Source organism: Agrobacterium sp. RC10-4-1, from assembly GCF_014138475.1.
Lineage (GTDB): Bacteria > Pseudomonadota > Alphaproteobacteria > Rhizobiales > Rhizobiaceae > Agrobacterium > Agrobacterium pusense.
This window is the reverse complement of sequence record NZ_JACJIT010000002.1, coordinates 424163-439277: the sequence shown is the minus strand read 5'-3', so window position 1 is coordinate 439277 and position 15115 is coordinate 424163. Positions and strand designations below refer to the sequence as shown.

The 15115-nt window shown below is 59.4% G+C and carries 13 protein-coding genes; 8 read left to right on the top strand and 5 right to left on the bottom strand.

Annotated elements, in window-relative coordinates; genetic code table 11:
• Positions 1 to 103 precede the first annotated feature (103 nt).
• The gene (locus FHW77_RS06425; RefSeq protein WP_004442811.1) at positions 104 to 883 is read right to left on the bottom strand and encodes an N-acetylmuramoyl-L-alanine amidase; all 780 of its coding nucleotides are present in this window, start codon (positions 881 to 883) and stop codon (positions 104 to 106) included.
• Positions 880 to 1620 (bottom strand): J domain-containing protein, encoded by a 741-nt coding sequence (locus tag FHW77_RS06420; RefSeq protein WP_034498855.1) that lies wholly within the window; start codon positions 1618 to 1620, stop codon positions 880 to 882. The genes FHW77_RS06425 and FHW77_RS06420 overlap by 4 nt, the downstream gene beginning before the upstream one ends.
• A gap of 328 nt (positions 1621 to 1948) precedes the next feature.
• On the opposite strand from FHW77_RS06420, the gene FHW77_RS06415 reads away from it, so the two are divergent.
• The 7 genes from FHW77_RS06415 (at position 1949) to FHW77_RS06385 (ending at position 9713) form a co-directional block, all read left to right on the top strand.
• Positions 1949 to 3160, top strand: a complete 1212-nt coding sequence (locus FHW77_RS06415; protein WP_004442813.1) for a pyrophosphate--fructose-6-phosphate 1-phosphotransferase — start codon at positions 1949 to 1951, stop codon at positions 3158 to 3160.
• Between the two features lie 52 nt (positions 3161 to 3212).
• A complete protein-coding gene (locus FHW77_RS06410; protein WP_004442814.1) occupies positions 3213 to 3848 on the top strand; it encodes a LysE family transporter in 636 nt (211 codons plus the stop codon).
• A gap of 123 nt (positions 3849 to 3971) precedes the next feature.
• Positions 3972 to 5051, top strand: coding sequence for a lytic transglycosylase domain-containing protein (locus FHW77_RS06405; protein ID WP_004442817.1), 1080 nt, complete (start codon positions 3972 to 3974; stop codon positions 5049 to 5051).
• A gap of 333 nt (positions 5052 to 5384) precedes the next feature.
• The gene (locus FHW77_RS06400; RefSeq protein ID WP_004442818.1) at positions 5385 to 6635 is read left to right on the top strand and encodes a BtaA family protein; all 1251 of its coding nucleotides are present in this window, start codon (positions 5385 to 5387) and stop codon (positions 6633 to 6635) included.
• Positions 6632 to 7351: a class I SAM-dependent methyltransferase gene (locus tag FHW77_RS06395; protein ID WP_004442821.1), complete on the top strand. Its 720-nt coding sequence runs from the start codon at positions 6632 to 6634 to the stop codon at positions 7349 to 7351. The genes FHW77_RS06400 and FHW77_RS06395 overlap by 4 nt, the downstream gene beginning before the upstream one ends.
• Before the next feature lie 233 nt (positions 7352 to 7584).
• A complete protein-coding gene (locus FHW77_RS06390; RefSeq protein ID WP_004442823.1) occupies positions 7585 to 8364 on the top strand; it encodes a glycoside hydrolase family 25 protein in 780 nt (259 codons plus the stop codon).
• 122 nt (positions 8365 to 8486) lie between these two features.
• Positions 8487 to 9713 carry a lytic murein transglycosylase gene (locus tag FHW77_RS06385; protein ID WP_004442825.1) on the top strand — a complete coding sequence of 409 codons (1227 nt, stop codon included), beginning with the start codon at positions 8487 to 8489 and terminating at the stop codon, positions 9711 to 9713.
• A 465-nt stretch (positions 9714 to 10178) separates the two neighbouring features.
• On the opposite strand, the gene metF is transcribed toward FHW77_RS06385, so the two are convergent.
• From metF to ettA, 3 genes are all read right to left on the bottom strand, one after another.
• Positions 10179 to 11072: a methylenetetrahydrofolate reductase [NAD(P)H] gene (metF, locus tag FHW77_RS06380; RefSeq protein WP_004442827.1), complete on the bottom strand. Its 894-nt coding sequence runs from the start codon at positions 11070 to 11072 to the stop codon at positions 10179 to 10181.
• Position 11073: 1 nt separating this feature from the next.
• The gene (locus tag FHW77_RS06375; protein ID WP_004442828.1) at positions 11074 to 12087 is read right to left on the bottom strand and encodes an ArsR/SmtB family transcription factor; all 1014 of its coding nucleotides are present in this window, start codon (positions 12085 to 12087) and stop codon (positions 11074 to 11076) included.
• 160 nt (positions 12088 to 12247) lie between these two features.
• Positions 12248 to 13897, bottom strand: coding sequence for an energy-dependent translational throttle protein EttA (ettA, locus tag FHW77_RS06370; protein WP_004442830.1), 1650 nt, complete (start codon positions 13895 to 13897; stop codon positions 12248 to 12250).
• Positions 13898 to 14044: 147 nt separating this feature from the next.
• Between ettA and FHW77_RS06365 the strand changes: the two genes are divergently transcribed.
• Complete coding sequence (locus FHW77_RS06365; protein WP_004442831.1) at positions 14045 to 15025, top strand: alpha/beta fold hydrolase; 981 nt, start codon at positions 14045 to 14047, stop codon at positions 15023 to 15025.
• The last annotated feature ends 90 nt before the right edge of the window (positions 15026 to 15115 follow it).

Below are 15115 nucleotides of genomic sequence, written 5' to 3'. Positions count from 1 at the left end.
CAGTGCTGTTCTTAAACTTCCTCAATGCGGATTAACTGTGGCAACCCCAAAAAAGCGACTTGCGGAGCGCGGCAAACCGGGATTCGTTTTCCAGAATCTGCGTTCAGGCGACCGAAAATTTCGGCAGGCGGGCAATCAGCCGGTGCAGGGTGTCAATGGTGGAAAAATCCGCAATGCCATCCACCAGTGCGGGCCGGAAATGCCTCTGGAACGCCGCCACGGCGCCCTCGGTTTTTTCACAATAATTGCCCGTTATTTCAACGCCGTAACCATAGATGGACAGCATAGACTGCAGCGCTTCGACGGGCTGGCCATGGTCGCCGCGCTGGAAAAAACGCCCGCCGCGGATTGGCGCGGGTTCAACCCAATGGCCGACACCGTGCTGCGACAGGATGTCCCACGGGAATTTTTCGCCCGGATCGACCTTGCGGATCGGCGCCACGTCCGAGTGGGCAAGCACCCTTTCAGGGGCGATATGCCACCGCTGGCCGCAATCGCGACATAATTCGATGACGGCTTCCACCTGCTCCATGGGGAATTCCGGCAGCCCGCCGGGATGACCCTGATTGGCGATTTCGATGCCGATGGAGCGGGAGTTGATATCCTCGTCCCCGGCCCAGGAGCTTTTTCCGGCGTGCCATGCACGGCGGGTTTCCGGCACAAGCTGGATGATGCGCCCGTCTTCGAAAACAAAGTAGTGGCTCGACACCTGGCTTTCGGGATTGCAGAGCCACGACAGAGCACCATCGGCTGTCGTCATGCCGGTATAATGAAGAAGAATGATATCGGGACCGGGCACGCCGATCCTCTCGCCGTGATTAGGCGAAGGCGCAACAGTTGCGCCCCCGAAATCCGGGGTAAAATCCGGCAGACATTCACTCATGCGACGCGGCGTTCTTTCTCGATGGCCGCATAGGCGGCGTTGAGAGCCGCCATACGCTCATTCGCAGCCGCATGCAATTCCATGGGAACGCCACGGGCGATGAGCTTGTCGGGATGATGCTCCGCCACCAGCGAACGGTAACGCTTGCGGATATCCAGGAAGTCGTCGGACGGCGAAACACCGAGCACGCGGTAGGGATCGCGCCCATCCATATGCACATGCCGCGCCATGATCGTTTCGAAATGATCTTCGGTGATATGGAAGATTTCCGCGATACGGCCGAGGAAGGCAAGCTCACGCTCGTGGATCAGGCCATCCGCCTTGGCGATATGAAAAAGGCCGTCGATGACGCTTTCCAGCATCTCGCAATTATCGTGACCGGAACCGCAAAGACCGGCCAGCCGCTCCGCATAGGCTTCGTAACCCGCAACGTCCTGACGTGCGAGGTTATAAAGACGGGCAACGTTTTTGGCTTCTTCTTCCGGAAAATCGAAAATCTGCCTGAAGGCCCGTACCTCGGCATCGTTGACGATGCCGTCGGCCTTCGCCATCTTGGCGGAAAGCGCGATGATGGCCACGGAAAAAGAGACCTTGCGGCGCGTTTCCGGATCACCTTCGAACAGGGTGCGGATGGCTTCCACCACGCGACCAAGCGCGTTGCCTGCCGCGTCGCCGATTGCGCCGAGCAGCCGTTCCCACAGGGATGAAATTTGCAAACAGGCGAAATCGAACATCATGACCGCAAGCATGACGGGATATTGCCGCGAATGCAATATCCACAGCGGGTAAGCGGCATTAACTTTTATTCATCTTTGCGACAGTTTTGCTTCAGGAACAAGATAGCGGGGTGAACGGAACTCCGGGTTTTCCACAGGGCACTGGGCCCGTGTCCGCAATGGGCCTATTGAAACGATTATATTTGCCCGGTCAGGTCAAGCCGCTGAAAAAGCGCGAGAAATCGGCGTTTTTCTTGATAAATTCACTTTACACCTACACGCGGCTGTCGCATCCATTTGCCAGACATGTCCAGACATGTGTTTGAGTATACGCAAAAGGAGAGCCATGATGGCCAAACAGAAAGTCGCAATGCTGACCGCGGGTGGCCTTGCGCCCTGTCTCTCTTCGGCCGTGGGCGGCCTGATCGAACGATACAGCGATATAGCGCCTGAGATCGACATCATCGCTTACCGCTCCGGTTATCAGGGCGTGCTTCTGGGTGATCGCATCGAAATCAGCAAAGACATGCGGGAAAAGGCGCATCTGCTGCATCGTTACGGCGGCTCGCCGATCGGCAACAGCCGCGTCAAGCTTACCAACGCCGCCGATTGCGCCAAGCGCGGCCTCGTCAAGGAAGGCGATAATCCGCTTCGTGTCGCTGCCGAGCGGCTGGCGGCTGACGGCGTCACCATTCTTCATACCATCGGCGGTGACGACACCAATACGACCGCAGCGGACCTCGCCGCCTATCTCGGCGCCAACGGCTACGACCTCACCGTCGTCGGTCTGCCGAAGACGGTGGACAATGACGTGGTTCCGATCAAGCAGTCGCTTGGCGCCTGGACGGCCGCCGAAGTCGGCGCGTCCTTCTTCGACAATGTCAGCAACGAGCAGAGCGCAGCCCCCAAAACCTTCGTTATCCACGAAGTCATGGGCCGCCATTGCGGCTGGCTGACGGCGGCTACCGCCCGTGCCTATATCCAGAAGACCAACGGCAACGAATATGTCGAAGGCCTGATGATGAACACGCAGATGAAGAACATCGACGGCATCTACCTGCCGGAAATGGCCTTCGACATCGAAGCGGAAGCCGAGCGCCTGAAGGAAATCATGGACAGACACGGCTACGTCACGCTGTTCGTCTCCGAAGGTGCCGGCCTCGATTCCATCGTCGCTGAACGCGAGGCTTCCGGCGAAGCGGTAAAGCGCGATGCCTTCGGCCATGTGAAGATCGACACGATCAATGTCGGCGGCTGGTTCCAGAAGCAGTTTGCCAGCCTCATCGGCGCAGAACGCTCCATGGTGCAGAAATCAGGCTATTTCGCCCGCTCTGCCCCCGCCAATGGCGACGATCTGCGCCTCATCCAGGGCATGGTCGATCTCGCCGTGGAAAGCGCACTCAACAAGGTCTCCGGTGTCACCGGCCACGACGAAGACCAGAATGGCAAATTGCGGACCATCGAATTTCCGCGTATCAAGGGCGGAAAGCATTTCGACCTCTCTGCCAAATGGTTTACCGAAGTGATGGAACATGTCGGTCAGCCGTTCACAGCGGCCTGATTTTACGGTAGGCTAAAATAAGACGGCGACAGGGAGGGCAAGGAGGAAGAGAATGTCTGGACAGGCCTGGCTGATTTTTTGCGCAGCATGTGCCGCGGTGTTCGCACTCCCCTCTCCCCTTGTATTTTCTGTCGCCTCTTATGCCGCCATCCGCGGCAAAAAGACGCTTTTGGCTTCCGTCAGCGGCGGCGCTCTCGGTATCGTAACCGCCATGACGATTTCAGCCATTCCTGTGGCCGGCTTTGCCTATATGCCGCAGTCTTTCGTGGAAATCGTGCAATGGGCCGGACTCGGTTGGCTGATGCTGTTTTTCCTGTGGACTTTCGCCACTCCCGCCGCCCAGGCGGCCAATGCCGATAATGACAATCTGGCTGGCAAGTCCGGGAGCGGAACGTTCCGCGATTGTTATGCAACCGCCGCCCTGAGACCGCGCTATTTCACCTTCTTCCTGGCGCTGTTGCCGCAATTCATTTCCACCACCGGCAATGCGGTAGAGACGTTTGCCGTGGCGCAGGCCGCAGTCCTGCTTCTGGCTCTGGCCATTCTCATCGTGCAGGGGCTGTTTCCCGAATCGACTCTGGCACTGGTGCGGCGCATGTCTGGCGACAAGAAAATCCGCCAGAAGTACCGCACGCACTTCATTTCCGGCCGTGCGGTCAGCGCCGGATACAGACGCATCGCGGCCTGAAACACTGCAAGTCGCCTCCCGGCTTGCCGCTTTCCTTACAATAGGTTAATGAAGCTCGACGGGACACTGCCTGCTTCGCTCGACGCGGGGGTATCGAAAGACAGGCATAACGAAGGCGGCAACATGCGAAATTCGGGCAAATTCCGCGGAAGAAGGACACTTCTTCTGTCTTCCACCGTGGGTCTGGCACTGGCATTGAGCGCATGCACCAGCGTCGAATATACCGCGAAGGATGGGCCAAACGGCCCTAAAATCGCAACGGTCGACCCCGCGACCACTCCTGCGTCGACATCCGCGCAGCCGGTAGCGACCGAGGCCGCAGCAGCAACTCCGACAGCTGCATCGGTTCAGACCGCCGAAACCGCAGTCTCTTCTCAGGCAGCAGCACTTCCCACAGCCGTCGCCGTCAAGGGCGGACGCGTGGCGCTGCCGCCGGCTTCCGAAATAGCTGCCGCCGCTGCGATCACTGCCCAGATGCAGCCGCAGCAGACCGAGGTCGCCCAAGCCGCCGTGGCGGCATCTGCACCCACCGCGGCCGCAGCACTCGCACCGGCAAGCGCCGCTCCCGCGGCGGCAGCCATCGAAACGGCGGCTGCGGCGGCCAAACCTGCCTCCCATAATGCCGCGGCCGATCTGCCGCAGGTGGTTGCCGTCAAGGGCAGCTTCCCGCCGGCACCGCCGCCGCCCGGCTCACCCTCCATCGGCACCGAACTGACGGCCGAACGCAAAGTCATTCCGCTGCCCAAGCCGGACAGCACCGTTCTCGCCTATGCCGCCGGGCCGACCAACGCCGCCCTTGCCGCCATCCGGCAGAATGAAGCGATGACCGCGCCGCTTAATACGCCACCTGCCGGACGCGAAAAATTGAGCGGGCTGATTTCCAAATACGCCAGCATGTATGATGTACCGGAAGATCTGGTTCATCGCGTGGTGCAGCGCGAAAGCCGGTATAATCCCGGCGCCTATAACAGCGGTAACTTCGGCCTGATGCAGATCAGGCACGCTACGGCACGCTCCATGGGCTTCGATGGCCCCGCCTCGGGCCTGTTCGACGCCGAAACCAATCTCAAATACGCCGTCAAATATTTACGCGGCGCATGGGTGGTAGCGGGCAACGACCGCGACAACGCCGTCAGGCTTTACGCGCGCGGTTATTATTACGATGCAAAACGCAAGGGCATGCTGCACGTTCTGCGCAAGTGATCGCCTCTGGCGTCGCTCTGAGCGCGGCGCAGCCGTTTGCCTTCCTTGAACGTCGAGCATTTTCCTTTCGCCATCCCTGGTTTTGTCCCAAGGATTTGAAAACCCCGCAAATATCAGGACGTGCAGATCCTCGGGACGAGCCCGAGGCGACGTATCCGTAGCGGCGCGAGTTGCCTCCCCATCTGTGGCTGGGGCGGTTCTTTGTGTCCCGCAGTGCCGGCCCCGTCTGGTTTTCCAGCGTCTCCATCATTCCCCACCTTCGCCCACAGCCCCTGTCATCAAACTGTAGCGTCACGGCTGTAGACGCCTCTCAATCGACTGAGAGGTGAACAAATGACGAGTGCGGCACCCAAGACCGGCTTCAGCAAGAACACGAAACTGAAGTCCGCATTGCTCCAGCACAAGGCTCTCTCGAAAAGCGGCCTCTCCGAACGGTTCTTCGGCGTTCTCTTCTCCGGCCTCGTCTATCCGCAAATCTGGGAAGATCCCGAGATCGACATGGAGGCGATGGAGCTGGGCGAAGGTCACCGTATCGTCACCATCGGTTCCGGCGGCTGCAACATGCTGGCCTATCTCTCGCGCAACCCGGCCAGCATCGACGTGGTTGACCTCAATCCGCATCACATTGCGCTGAACAAGCTGAAGCTCGCCGCCTTCCGCCATCTGCCCGCCCATCAGGACGTGGTGCGTCACTTCGGCCGCGCCAATATGCGCAGCAACAGCCACGGTTACGATCGCTTCATCGCCGAACATCTCGATGCCACGACCAAGGCTTACTGGTCGAAGCGCACGCTTTCCGGCCGTCGTCGCATTTCGGTGTTTGACAGGAACATCTATCACACCGGCCTGCTCGGACGCTTCATCGGCGCAGGCCATCTCATGGCCAGGCTGCACGGTGTGAAGCTCACCGAAATGGCCAGGGCCCGGACGCTCGAAGAACAGCGCCAGTTTTTCAACAGCAAGGTCGCGCCGCTCTTCGACAAGAAGGTGGTCCGCTGGTTGACGAAACGCAAAAGCTCCCTCTTCGGTCTCGGCATACCGCCCCGCCAATATGACGAACTGGCAAGCCTTTCCGATGACGGCACGGTTGCCTCGGTTCTGAAGCAGCGGCTGGAAAAACTCGCCTGCAACTTTCCGCTGAGCGACAATTATTTTGCCTGGCAGGCCTTTGCACGCCGTTATCCGGAGCCGCATGAAGGCTCTTTGCCCGCCTATCTCAAGTCGGAATATTACGAGACAATCCGCAACAATACGGCGCGCGTCGCCGTGCATCACGCCACCTACACCGAGCTTCTCTCCAAAAAGCCGGCAAGCGCCGTCGACCGCTATATCCTCCTGGACGCGCAGGACTGGATGACGGATGTGCAGCTCAACGAATTGTGGTCGCAGATCAGCCGCACCGCCGCATCGGGCGCTCGCGTCATCTTCCGCACCGCAGCCGAAAAGAGCGTGATCGAAGGCCGGCTTTCCCCCGATATCCGTAATCAGTGGGTCTATCTGGAAGAGCGCTCCAGCGAGCTCAACGCCTTGGACCGCTCGGCCATTTATGGCGGTTTCCATATTTACCAGAGGGCTATGGCATGAAAACCGTCGGTGAGAATGTAAGTCTTGCAGATAGTGCACATGCGAGCCTGATGGACCGCATGTATCGCCACCAGCGGCATATCTACGATATCACCCGCAAATATTACCTTCTTGGCCGCGACCGGACCATTTCCGGCCTGAACGTACCAAAGGGCGGCACGCTCCTGGAAGTCGGCTGCGGCACCGGTCGCAACCTGCTGCTGGCCGGCCGCAGGTTTCCTGACGCCAAACTATTCGGCCTCGACATCTCCGCCGAAATGCTGCTGACCGCAGCCGAGAATTTCGCCGGCAGGGCGGAACGCCCGATTTTGCGCGTGGCCGACGCCACCGCTTTCCGCCCCTCCGAGTTCGGTCAGCCCGACGGGTTCGACCGGGTCATGATTCCGTATGCGCTGTCGATGATACCGGACTGGGAAAAGGCAGTGGAACAGGCGCTCAAGGCGCTGAAACCCGGTGGCGCGCTGCATATTGTCGATTTCGGCCAGCAGGAGCAGCTGCCGAAGTGGTTCCGCACGCTCCTGCACGGCTGGCTCACGCGCTTCCATGTTACGCCCCGCGCGAATCTTCGCTATGTTCTGGCCAATATGGCAGGCCGTTTTGATGGCAACCTCGAATTTGAGGAAATCGCCCGTGGTTACGCCTGGCGGGCTGTCATTACCCTTCCGGTCACTGAAGCGCAGCAACCGAAAATCCACCGCATCCTGGCCGAGGCCTGATTGCAGAAGGTAGAACGGACCCCGCGCAGCGCCGAGGGGCGTCACCGTCAAGGCTCCTGCAGCGCCTTATTCGGCGATGAATGCGCAAATCGCTTCAAATCCAGCGACTGTCGGGTGCAAAAAGCACGTTGCCACTTGCCATATCAGTTTGTTTACCATGTTATGCGTAAATCGGGAGATACGGCGCGCCGTTTTGGCGGCCGTATAGGGGCAATATTTTCATCAGGGTTCCAATGCGGCTGCGTTTATCGGCACTATTGTCGGCTTTGCTATTGATCGGCGGCTGCACCTCCACGAGTTACGATCTGCTCGAAACCGCGTCCGTATCCAAGCCAAAATTTTCCGATACCGACCCGCAGGATTTCGGCGTCAACAACCCGCACCGCCATGAGGTGCACGGCATCGACGTGTCCAAATGGAATGGCGATGTCGACTGGCAGACCGTGCGCAAGTCGGGCGTGTCATTCGTCTTCATCAAGGCAACGGAGGGGTCGGATCGAATCGATCCGAAATTCGGCGACCATTGGCGCAGCGCCGCAGCCGCGAATATTCTGCATGCGCCTTACCACTTCTATTATTTCTGCTCGACGGCAGACGCGCAGGCCGACTGGTTCATTCGCAACGTGCCGAAGGACGCCGTTACTTTGCCACCGGTTCTCGACGTGGAGTGGAACCCTGCCTCCCCCACCTGCAAGACGCGCCCGGCCCCCGGCATCGTACGCGCCGAAATGCAGCGCTTCCTCGACCGCATCGAAGCCCATTACGGCAAACGTCCGATTATCTATACCTCGGTTGATTTCCACCGCGACAATCTCGTCGGCCAGTTCAAGGACTATCATTTCTGGGTGCGGTCCGTCGCCGCGCATCCGACCAAGATCTATGAAGACCGGCAATGGGCCTTCTGGCAATACACCGCAACAGGCGTCGTACCCGGCGTAAATGGCCCGACCGACATCAACGTCTTTGCCGGAAGCGAGAAAAACTGGCGGAAATGGATCGCTTCGGCCAAATAGGACGGCCAAGAAGCAACACTTTCCAAAATTCGGCGTTGTTCAACCACGTCAGATCGCCCGATCCGTTTTTTTGTCGCAAACATATGGGTAAAGCGGGCTAACAACCTATCGAGGAAATTCCCATGCCCACGTTCCGGTCGCGCAGCATAATCTTTGCCGCCGCTCTGTCTCTTTTGTCTTCCAGCGCAGCCCTCGCCACGCCACCGGTTGCATCGCCTGACGATCCCAAGCAGGTGGCCTGCGGTGGTGATCTCGGTACGTTTCTTGAAGGCGTCAAGGCCGATGCGCTTGCCAAGGGCATTCCGGCAGATGCGATCCAGAAGGCATTGGCGGGCGCACAGATCGACCAGAAGGTGCTATCGCGTGACCGCGCGCAGGGCGTTTTCCGCCAGACTTTCCTCGAATTCTCGCAGCGCACCGTCAGCCAGGCTCGCCTTGATATCGGCCGCAAGAAGCTGCAGGAGCTCTCCTCCACCTTCGCCCGCGCCGAAAACGAGTTCGGCGTGCCCGCTGGCGTCATTGCCGCCTTCTGGGCCATGGAGACCGATTTTGGCGCCGTTCAGGGCGATTTCAACACCCGCAACGCGCTGGTAACCCTGTCGCATGATTGCCGCCGCCCGGAGCTCTTCCGTCCGCAGCTGCTCGCGCTGATCGAAATGGTTCAGCATGGCGATCTGGATCCTGCCACCAATACGGGCGCATGGGCCGGCGAAATCGGCCAGGTGCAGATGCTGCCGAAGGATATCATCGCCTTCGGCGTCGATGGTGATGGTGACGGCCACATCAACGTCAAGAGCAGTGCGCCCGATGCCATTCTGACGGCTGCAAAATTCATCCAGCACCTCGGCTTCAAAAAGGGCGAACCCTGGATTCAGGAAGTTTCCCTGCCCGAGAACCTGCCCTGGGAAAAATCCGGCCTTGGCGGCCCGCTGACCGCCGGCGAATGGTTTGCGCTTGGCGTCACCCCGCGCGATGGCAACAAGAACTTCGCCTCCCTTCCCGCCGCACTCATCATGCCGCAGGGCCGCAAGGGTCCGACTTTCCTTACCTATCCGAACTTCAACATCTATCTGGAATGGAACCAGTCGTTCATCTACACGACCTCGGCTGCCTATTTCGCTACCCGCCTGATGGGCGGCCCGGTCTATGACAAGGGCAACCCAGATCCCGGCTTTGATGACGCCACCATGAAGCAGCTTCAGACCAAGCTCGAAGCACGCGGCCATAATGTCGGCAAGGTGGATGGCATTCTCGGTTCTGGCACCCGCGTCGCCATCCAGAAGGAACAGCAGCGCCTCGGCATGCCGGCGGACGGCTGGCCTACGGCAGCTCTTCTACAGGCGCTTTAACCTGTCTTAACGCTGCTCTCCGGCCCTTAATCTGTCGGCCGGAATCAAGGCGGAAATCGTTAATCTCGACCGGATGACTGGGGATAAAACCCCGGTCATTTACTTTTTTTAAACACATGAAGCACTGCGTGATAAGAAAATAACCATTCATTTTCAGATAATTACGGAAATTCCTTTTTTGAGGCCCTGAAAGACGTGCTGCACCGCATCACAAAAACCGCTTTTCAACTGCCACAAAACGGTCATATTATCGAAGCTGTCAACAAGAGGAGGCACCCATGGGACTTACAAAATCTCTCAATGCCTTGGCAGTCGGTTTGGCGTTTTTGTTCGTAGCGATGATGCTTTTCATCTGACGAGACGTGAAGACCAAACGCAGTGAAGAACCGTAGATGACACGAATTTAAAAAGCGCAGGCCCCGAGGGACCTGCGCTTTTTTCTGTCCGAAAATAGACTGGCTGAAATCACGCGGCGCTGCGGCACAGACGCTCCAGACCCAGATTTTCAAGCACGGCATCCACCAGCGGCGCGCGGTTCATGGTATAGAGGTGGAACTCATTGACGCCGCGCCGCTGGAGATCGGCGATCTGCTCGGCCGCAACCTCTGCGGCCACGCGGGCGCGGCCCTCCAGATCCTCGTCATAGCCTTCAAAACGCTCATCCAGAAACGCAGGAATGCTTGTGCCGCAGCGTCCGGCGAAACGCTTGAGCTGGGTGAGATTCTGGATCGGCATGATGCCCGGAACCACCGGAATGGTGATCCCCGCCGCCGTAACCCGTTCCATGTAACGTTCGAACACGTCATTATCGAAGAAGAACTGCGTCAGCGCCCGGGTAGCGCCATTATCCGCCTTGCGCTTCAGCATGTCGATATCAACAGCTTCACTTGCGCTTTCCGGATGCTTTTCAGGATAGGCGGAGACCGAAATCTCAAAGTCGCCCAGCTCCTTGAGGCCCTTTACCAGCGCTGCGGCGTTCTCGTAACCCTGCGGATGCGGCTGGTAAGCCGTGCCGATACCAGTGGAGGGATCACCGCGCAGCGCCACGAAATGACGAACGCCCGCATTACGGAACTCGTCGACGACCTGGTGCACCTCATCGCGGCTCGCGTCCACGCAGGTCAGATGTGCGGCCGTCGCCAGGTGGCTGTCACCGATCATCCGGCGCACCGCGTCCAGCGTCGGCGCCTTGGTGGAACCACCGGCACCGTAGGTGACGGAGACGAAATCCGGGTTCCACTTCTTGAGCTCGGCAACCGTTTCCCAGAGCTGGGTTTCCATCTCGGCGTTCTTGGGCGGGAAAAATTCGAAAGACAACCGGATGTCGCCATCACGGCGTGCGGTTTCCGACCTCAACATATCATGCCCTCCCGGAGCGAAGTAAAACCGCCTCTTGCGCCACATCGTCTGCCATCAGCAGCCGCTGGTCGCGGGCAACCCAGATCGTGACGTCCAGAGCTTCGTCGGACGCCTTTTCAGAATGCAGATCGACGGCACGCTCCAGAGAAAGCCCAGCCTTCTTCATCCACTCTTCCATCAGCGGGTGCGAGAAGCCTAGCCGCACATGCGCGTGTTCGTCGCGCAGATATTCAAAGGAATGCGGCGCAAGATCGATGACGATCAACCGACCGCCCGGACGCAGCATACGCGCGGCTTCCGAAAGGGCGATCTCGGGCTGGTCGAGGAAATGCAGCACCTGATGGATGACAATCAGATCGAAATCCTGTCCCTCGAGCGGCAGATTGAGAATATCGCCATGGCGCACAGAGGCGTTCACCACGCCCGCCTTGTCGAGATTGGCGCGTGCCACCGAAAGCATGTCGCGGCTCGCATCCACGCCGATGGCACGGCGATAAATGCCGCTCAGAAGCTGCAGGATACGGCCGGTGCCCGTGCCGAGATCGAGCAGCGAATCGACGGGCGTGGTGCCCACCAGCTTCAGCAGCGCGCCTTCCACGGCTTCGTCGCTGACATGCAGGCGACGCAGTTCGTCCCAGGCGGACGCATTACGGCTGAAATAATCCTGCGCACGCTCCGCCCTCACCCGCTTGACGGCGGCCAGTCGCTCACTGTCACGCTGAAGAACCGCGTCGGAAGGCGAGGCCGCTGCAAGCAACTGCCGAACGACACCCGCAGGCTCGCCATCCTGCCGCAAGCGAAAATAGGCCCACGCACCTTCCTGATAACGCTCGATCAGCCCCTCTTCCGTCAAAAGCTTGAGGTGACGGGAGATACGCGGCTGCGACTGGCCAAGGATTTCGGTAAGGTCGGTCACCGTCAGATCGCCGGCCGAAAGAAGCGCCAGCAACCGGAAGCGCGTCGGCTCACCCGCCGCCTTCAGGAGATCCACCAATTTGTCCAGACCGAACGCCACTCTGCCGCGCCTCGCAAGCTAATCAACATATAAAGATATCTTTATGTCGATGTGGCGCGAGATGCAAGCGCAAAGTGCCGCGCGAGACGATCATCTCCACTTATTACACGGAAAAAGGCCCGCTTTGCGGCGGGCCTTTTTTGAAGTTATGACAAACGGATCAGCGTGTCAGACGCTTGTAGCTCACGCGGCCGGGCTTGATGCTTTCCGGGCCGAGGCGACGGACCTTGTCCTTTTCGTAGTCTTCAAAGTTGCCTTCGAACCATTCCACGTGGCTGTCACCCTCGAAAGCGAGAATGTGGGTCGCGAGGCGGTCCAGGAACATGCGGTCGTGGCTGATGATAACGGCGCAACCGGCGAAGGCTTCCAGCGCTTCTTCGAGCGCCGCCAGCGTTTCCGTATCAAGGTCGTTGGTCGGTTCGTCGAGCAGCAGTACGTTGCCGCCCGCCTTCAGCATCTTGGCAAGGTGCACGCGGTTGCGCTGACCACCCGAGAGGTTGCCGACCTTCTGTTGCTGATCGCCGCCCTTGAAGTTGAAGGCGCCGCAATAGGCGCGCGAGTTCACTTCGAACTTGCCGAGCTTGATGATGTCGTTGCCGCCGGAGATTTCTTCCCACACGGTCTTGTCACCCGCCAGCGCGTCACGGCTCTGGTCGACGTAACCGAGCTGAACGGTGTCACCAACAGTCACCGAGCCGCTATCAGGCTTTTCCTGACCGGTGATCATTTTGAACAACGTCGTCTTACCGGCGCCGTTCGGGCCGATGACGCCCACAATACCGCCCGGGGGCAGCTTGAAGGACAGGTTCTCAATCAGCACGCGGTCGCCATAGGATTTGGTGAGGTTCTCAGCCTCGATGACGACGCGGCCCAGACGCTCGGCGACCGGAATGACGATCTGCGCATCGCCGGGACGGCGGTTTTCCGCTGCTTCCACCAGCTCGTCATAGGCCTTGATACGCGCCTTGGACTTCGTCTGGCGGGCCTTGGGGCTGGAGGCGATCCATTCCTGTTCGCGGCTGATGGCCTTCTGACGCGAAGCATCTTCGCGGGCTTCCTGCTGCATGCGCTTGGCTTTCGCCTGCAGATAAGCGGAGTAATTGCCCTCGTAAGGAATGCCGCGACCACGATCGAGCTCGAGAATCCAGCCCGTCACGTTGTCGAGGAAGTAGCGGTCGTGGGTGATCATCATCACGGCGCCGGGATAGTCGCGCAGGTGCTTTTCGAGCCAGGCGATGGTTTCAGCGTCCAGATGGTTGGTCGGTTCGTCGAGCAGCAGCAGGTCCGGCTGCGACAGCAGCAAACGGCACAGTGCCACGCGGCGGCGCTCACCACCCGAAAGGCCGGTCACCGGCGAATCGCCGGGCGGGCAGCGCAGGGCGTCCATGGCCATTTCGACCTGATTTTCGAGGTCCCACAGGTTCTGGCTGTCGATGATGTCCTGAAGCTTCGCGCCCTCTTCCGCCGTTTCGTCGGAATAGTTCATCATCAGCTCGTTGTAGCGGTCAACGATCGCCGTCTTGCTCGCCACGCCTTCCATGACGTTTTGCATCACGGTCTTGTTTTCGTCGAGCTTCGGCTCCTGCTCGAGATAACCGAGCGTCGCACCTTCAGCGAGCCAGGCCTCACCGGTATATTCCTTGTCAAGGCCGGCCATGATCTTGAGAACGGTCGACTTACCCGCGCCGTTCGGGCCGAGGATACCGATCTTGGCGTCAGGGTAGAAGGAGAGATGCACATTCTCCAGAACCTTCTTCGCGCCATAGGACTTGTTCAGCCCAGCCATGTGATAGATGAATTGACGTGCCATTGTAGCGAATGCTCCACATCGGATTTTTAAGAGTACGTATCGGGAAATTTGCCGCTATGTAGGGTAAATAGGACCTTGGGGCAACCTCTGGCACGATTATGACCCCATGATTATGACACGCTGCGCGATGAGACGACGGGTGCGACGATGAATGAGACGACCGATAACTTCGCATTCAGCCGGATTGAGAGGCTGGAAGCCCCTTCTGGCGCATCCATCGCCTTCCGTCATCAACCTTCCGCCCTTGCTCCCGCCCGCGGCGTGCTGATGATCTGCCACGGCCTTGTGGAACATGCCGGCCGTTACCGCCGTTTTGCCGACGTCATGTCGCAGCAGGGTTTCGAGGTCTATGCCCACGACCATCGCGGCCACGGTCGCACGAAAGCAGCGGATGCGCCTCTTGGCCGCTTTGCCTGGAAGGATGGCGCGGACAAGGTCGTGGCCGACGTCATGGCGATGCGCCGGCTGGCCGGCGAGCGGCATCCCGGCCTGCCGGTGATCCTGTTCGGCCACTCCATGGGGGGCCTCGTGGCGCTCAATACCGCTGTCAGTTACCCCGACGCCTTCGATGGTCTGTCGATCTGGAATTCCAATCTCAATCCCGGTCTTATGGGCCGTTTCGCGCAGATTGTGTTGCGGCTGGAAAAAATGCTGAAAGGCTCGGATGTGCCGAGCGCCATCCTGCCGAAAGCCACTTTCCGCGCCTGGAACGCGAAAATGCCGGAAAAGCGCACCCATGCGGACTGGCTGAGCCACGACAAGGCGGCGGTGGACGCCTATGTGGAAGACCCGCTCTGCCAGTTCGAGGCGAGCGTTTCCCTCTGGCAGGATGTCTTGGCACTCTCCTATCGCGGCCCGAAACTTATCGAGCGTCTGCCGAAGGCTTTGCCGCTTTTGCTGGTGAGCGGTGATGAGGACGCCGCGACCAACGACGGCAGGGAGATCGTGTGGCTTGCCGAACGTTTCCGGGAGGCGGGCTTCAGCCGTGTCGAGCACACGATTTACAAGGGCATGCGGCACGAGACGCTGAACGAAATCGGCTGGCAGGCCGTCGCGGCGGATTTTGCCGCCTGGTGCGGCCGCGTCGTGGATGACAGTAAAACGCCTTCCCCGTCATTCCGGCCTTGAGCCGGAATGACGGAATTAGGGGACTCTCAAAATACCGAATGTCGAAGCTGCCGTATCAGCCCCAGTTTAGTGCCGTTCCAAAACGGAATA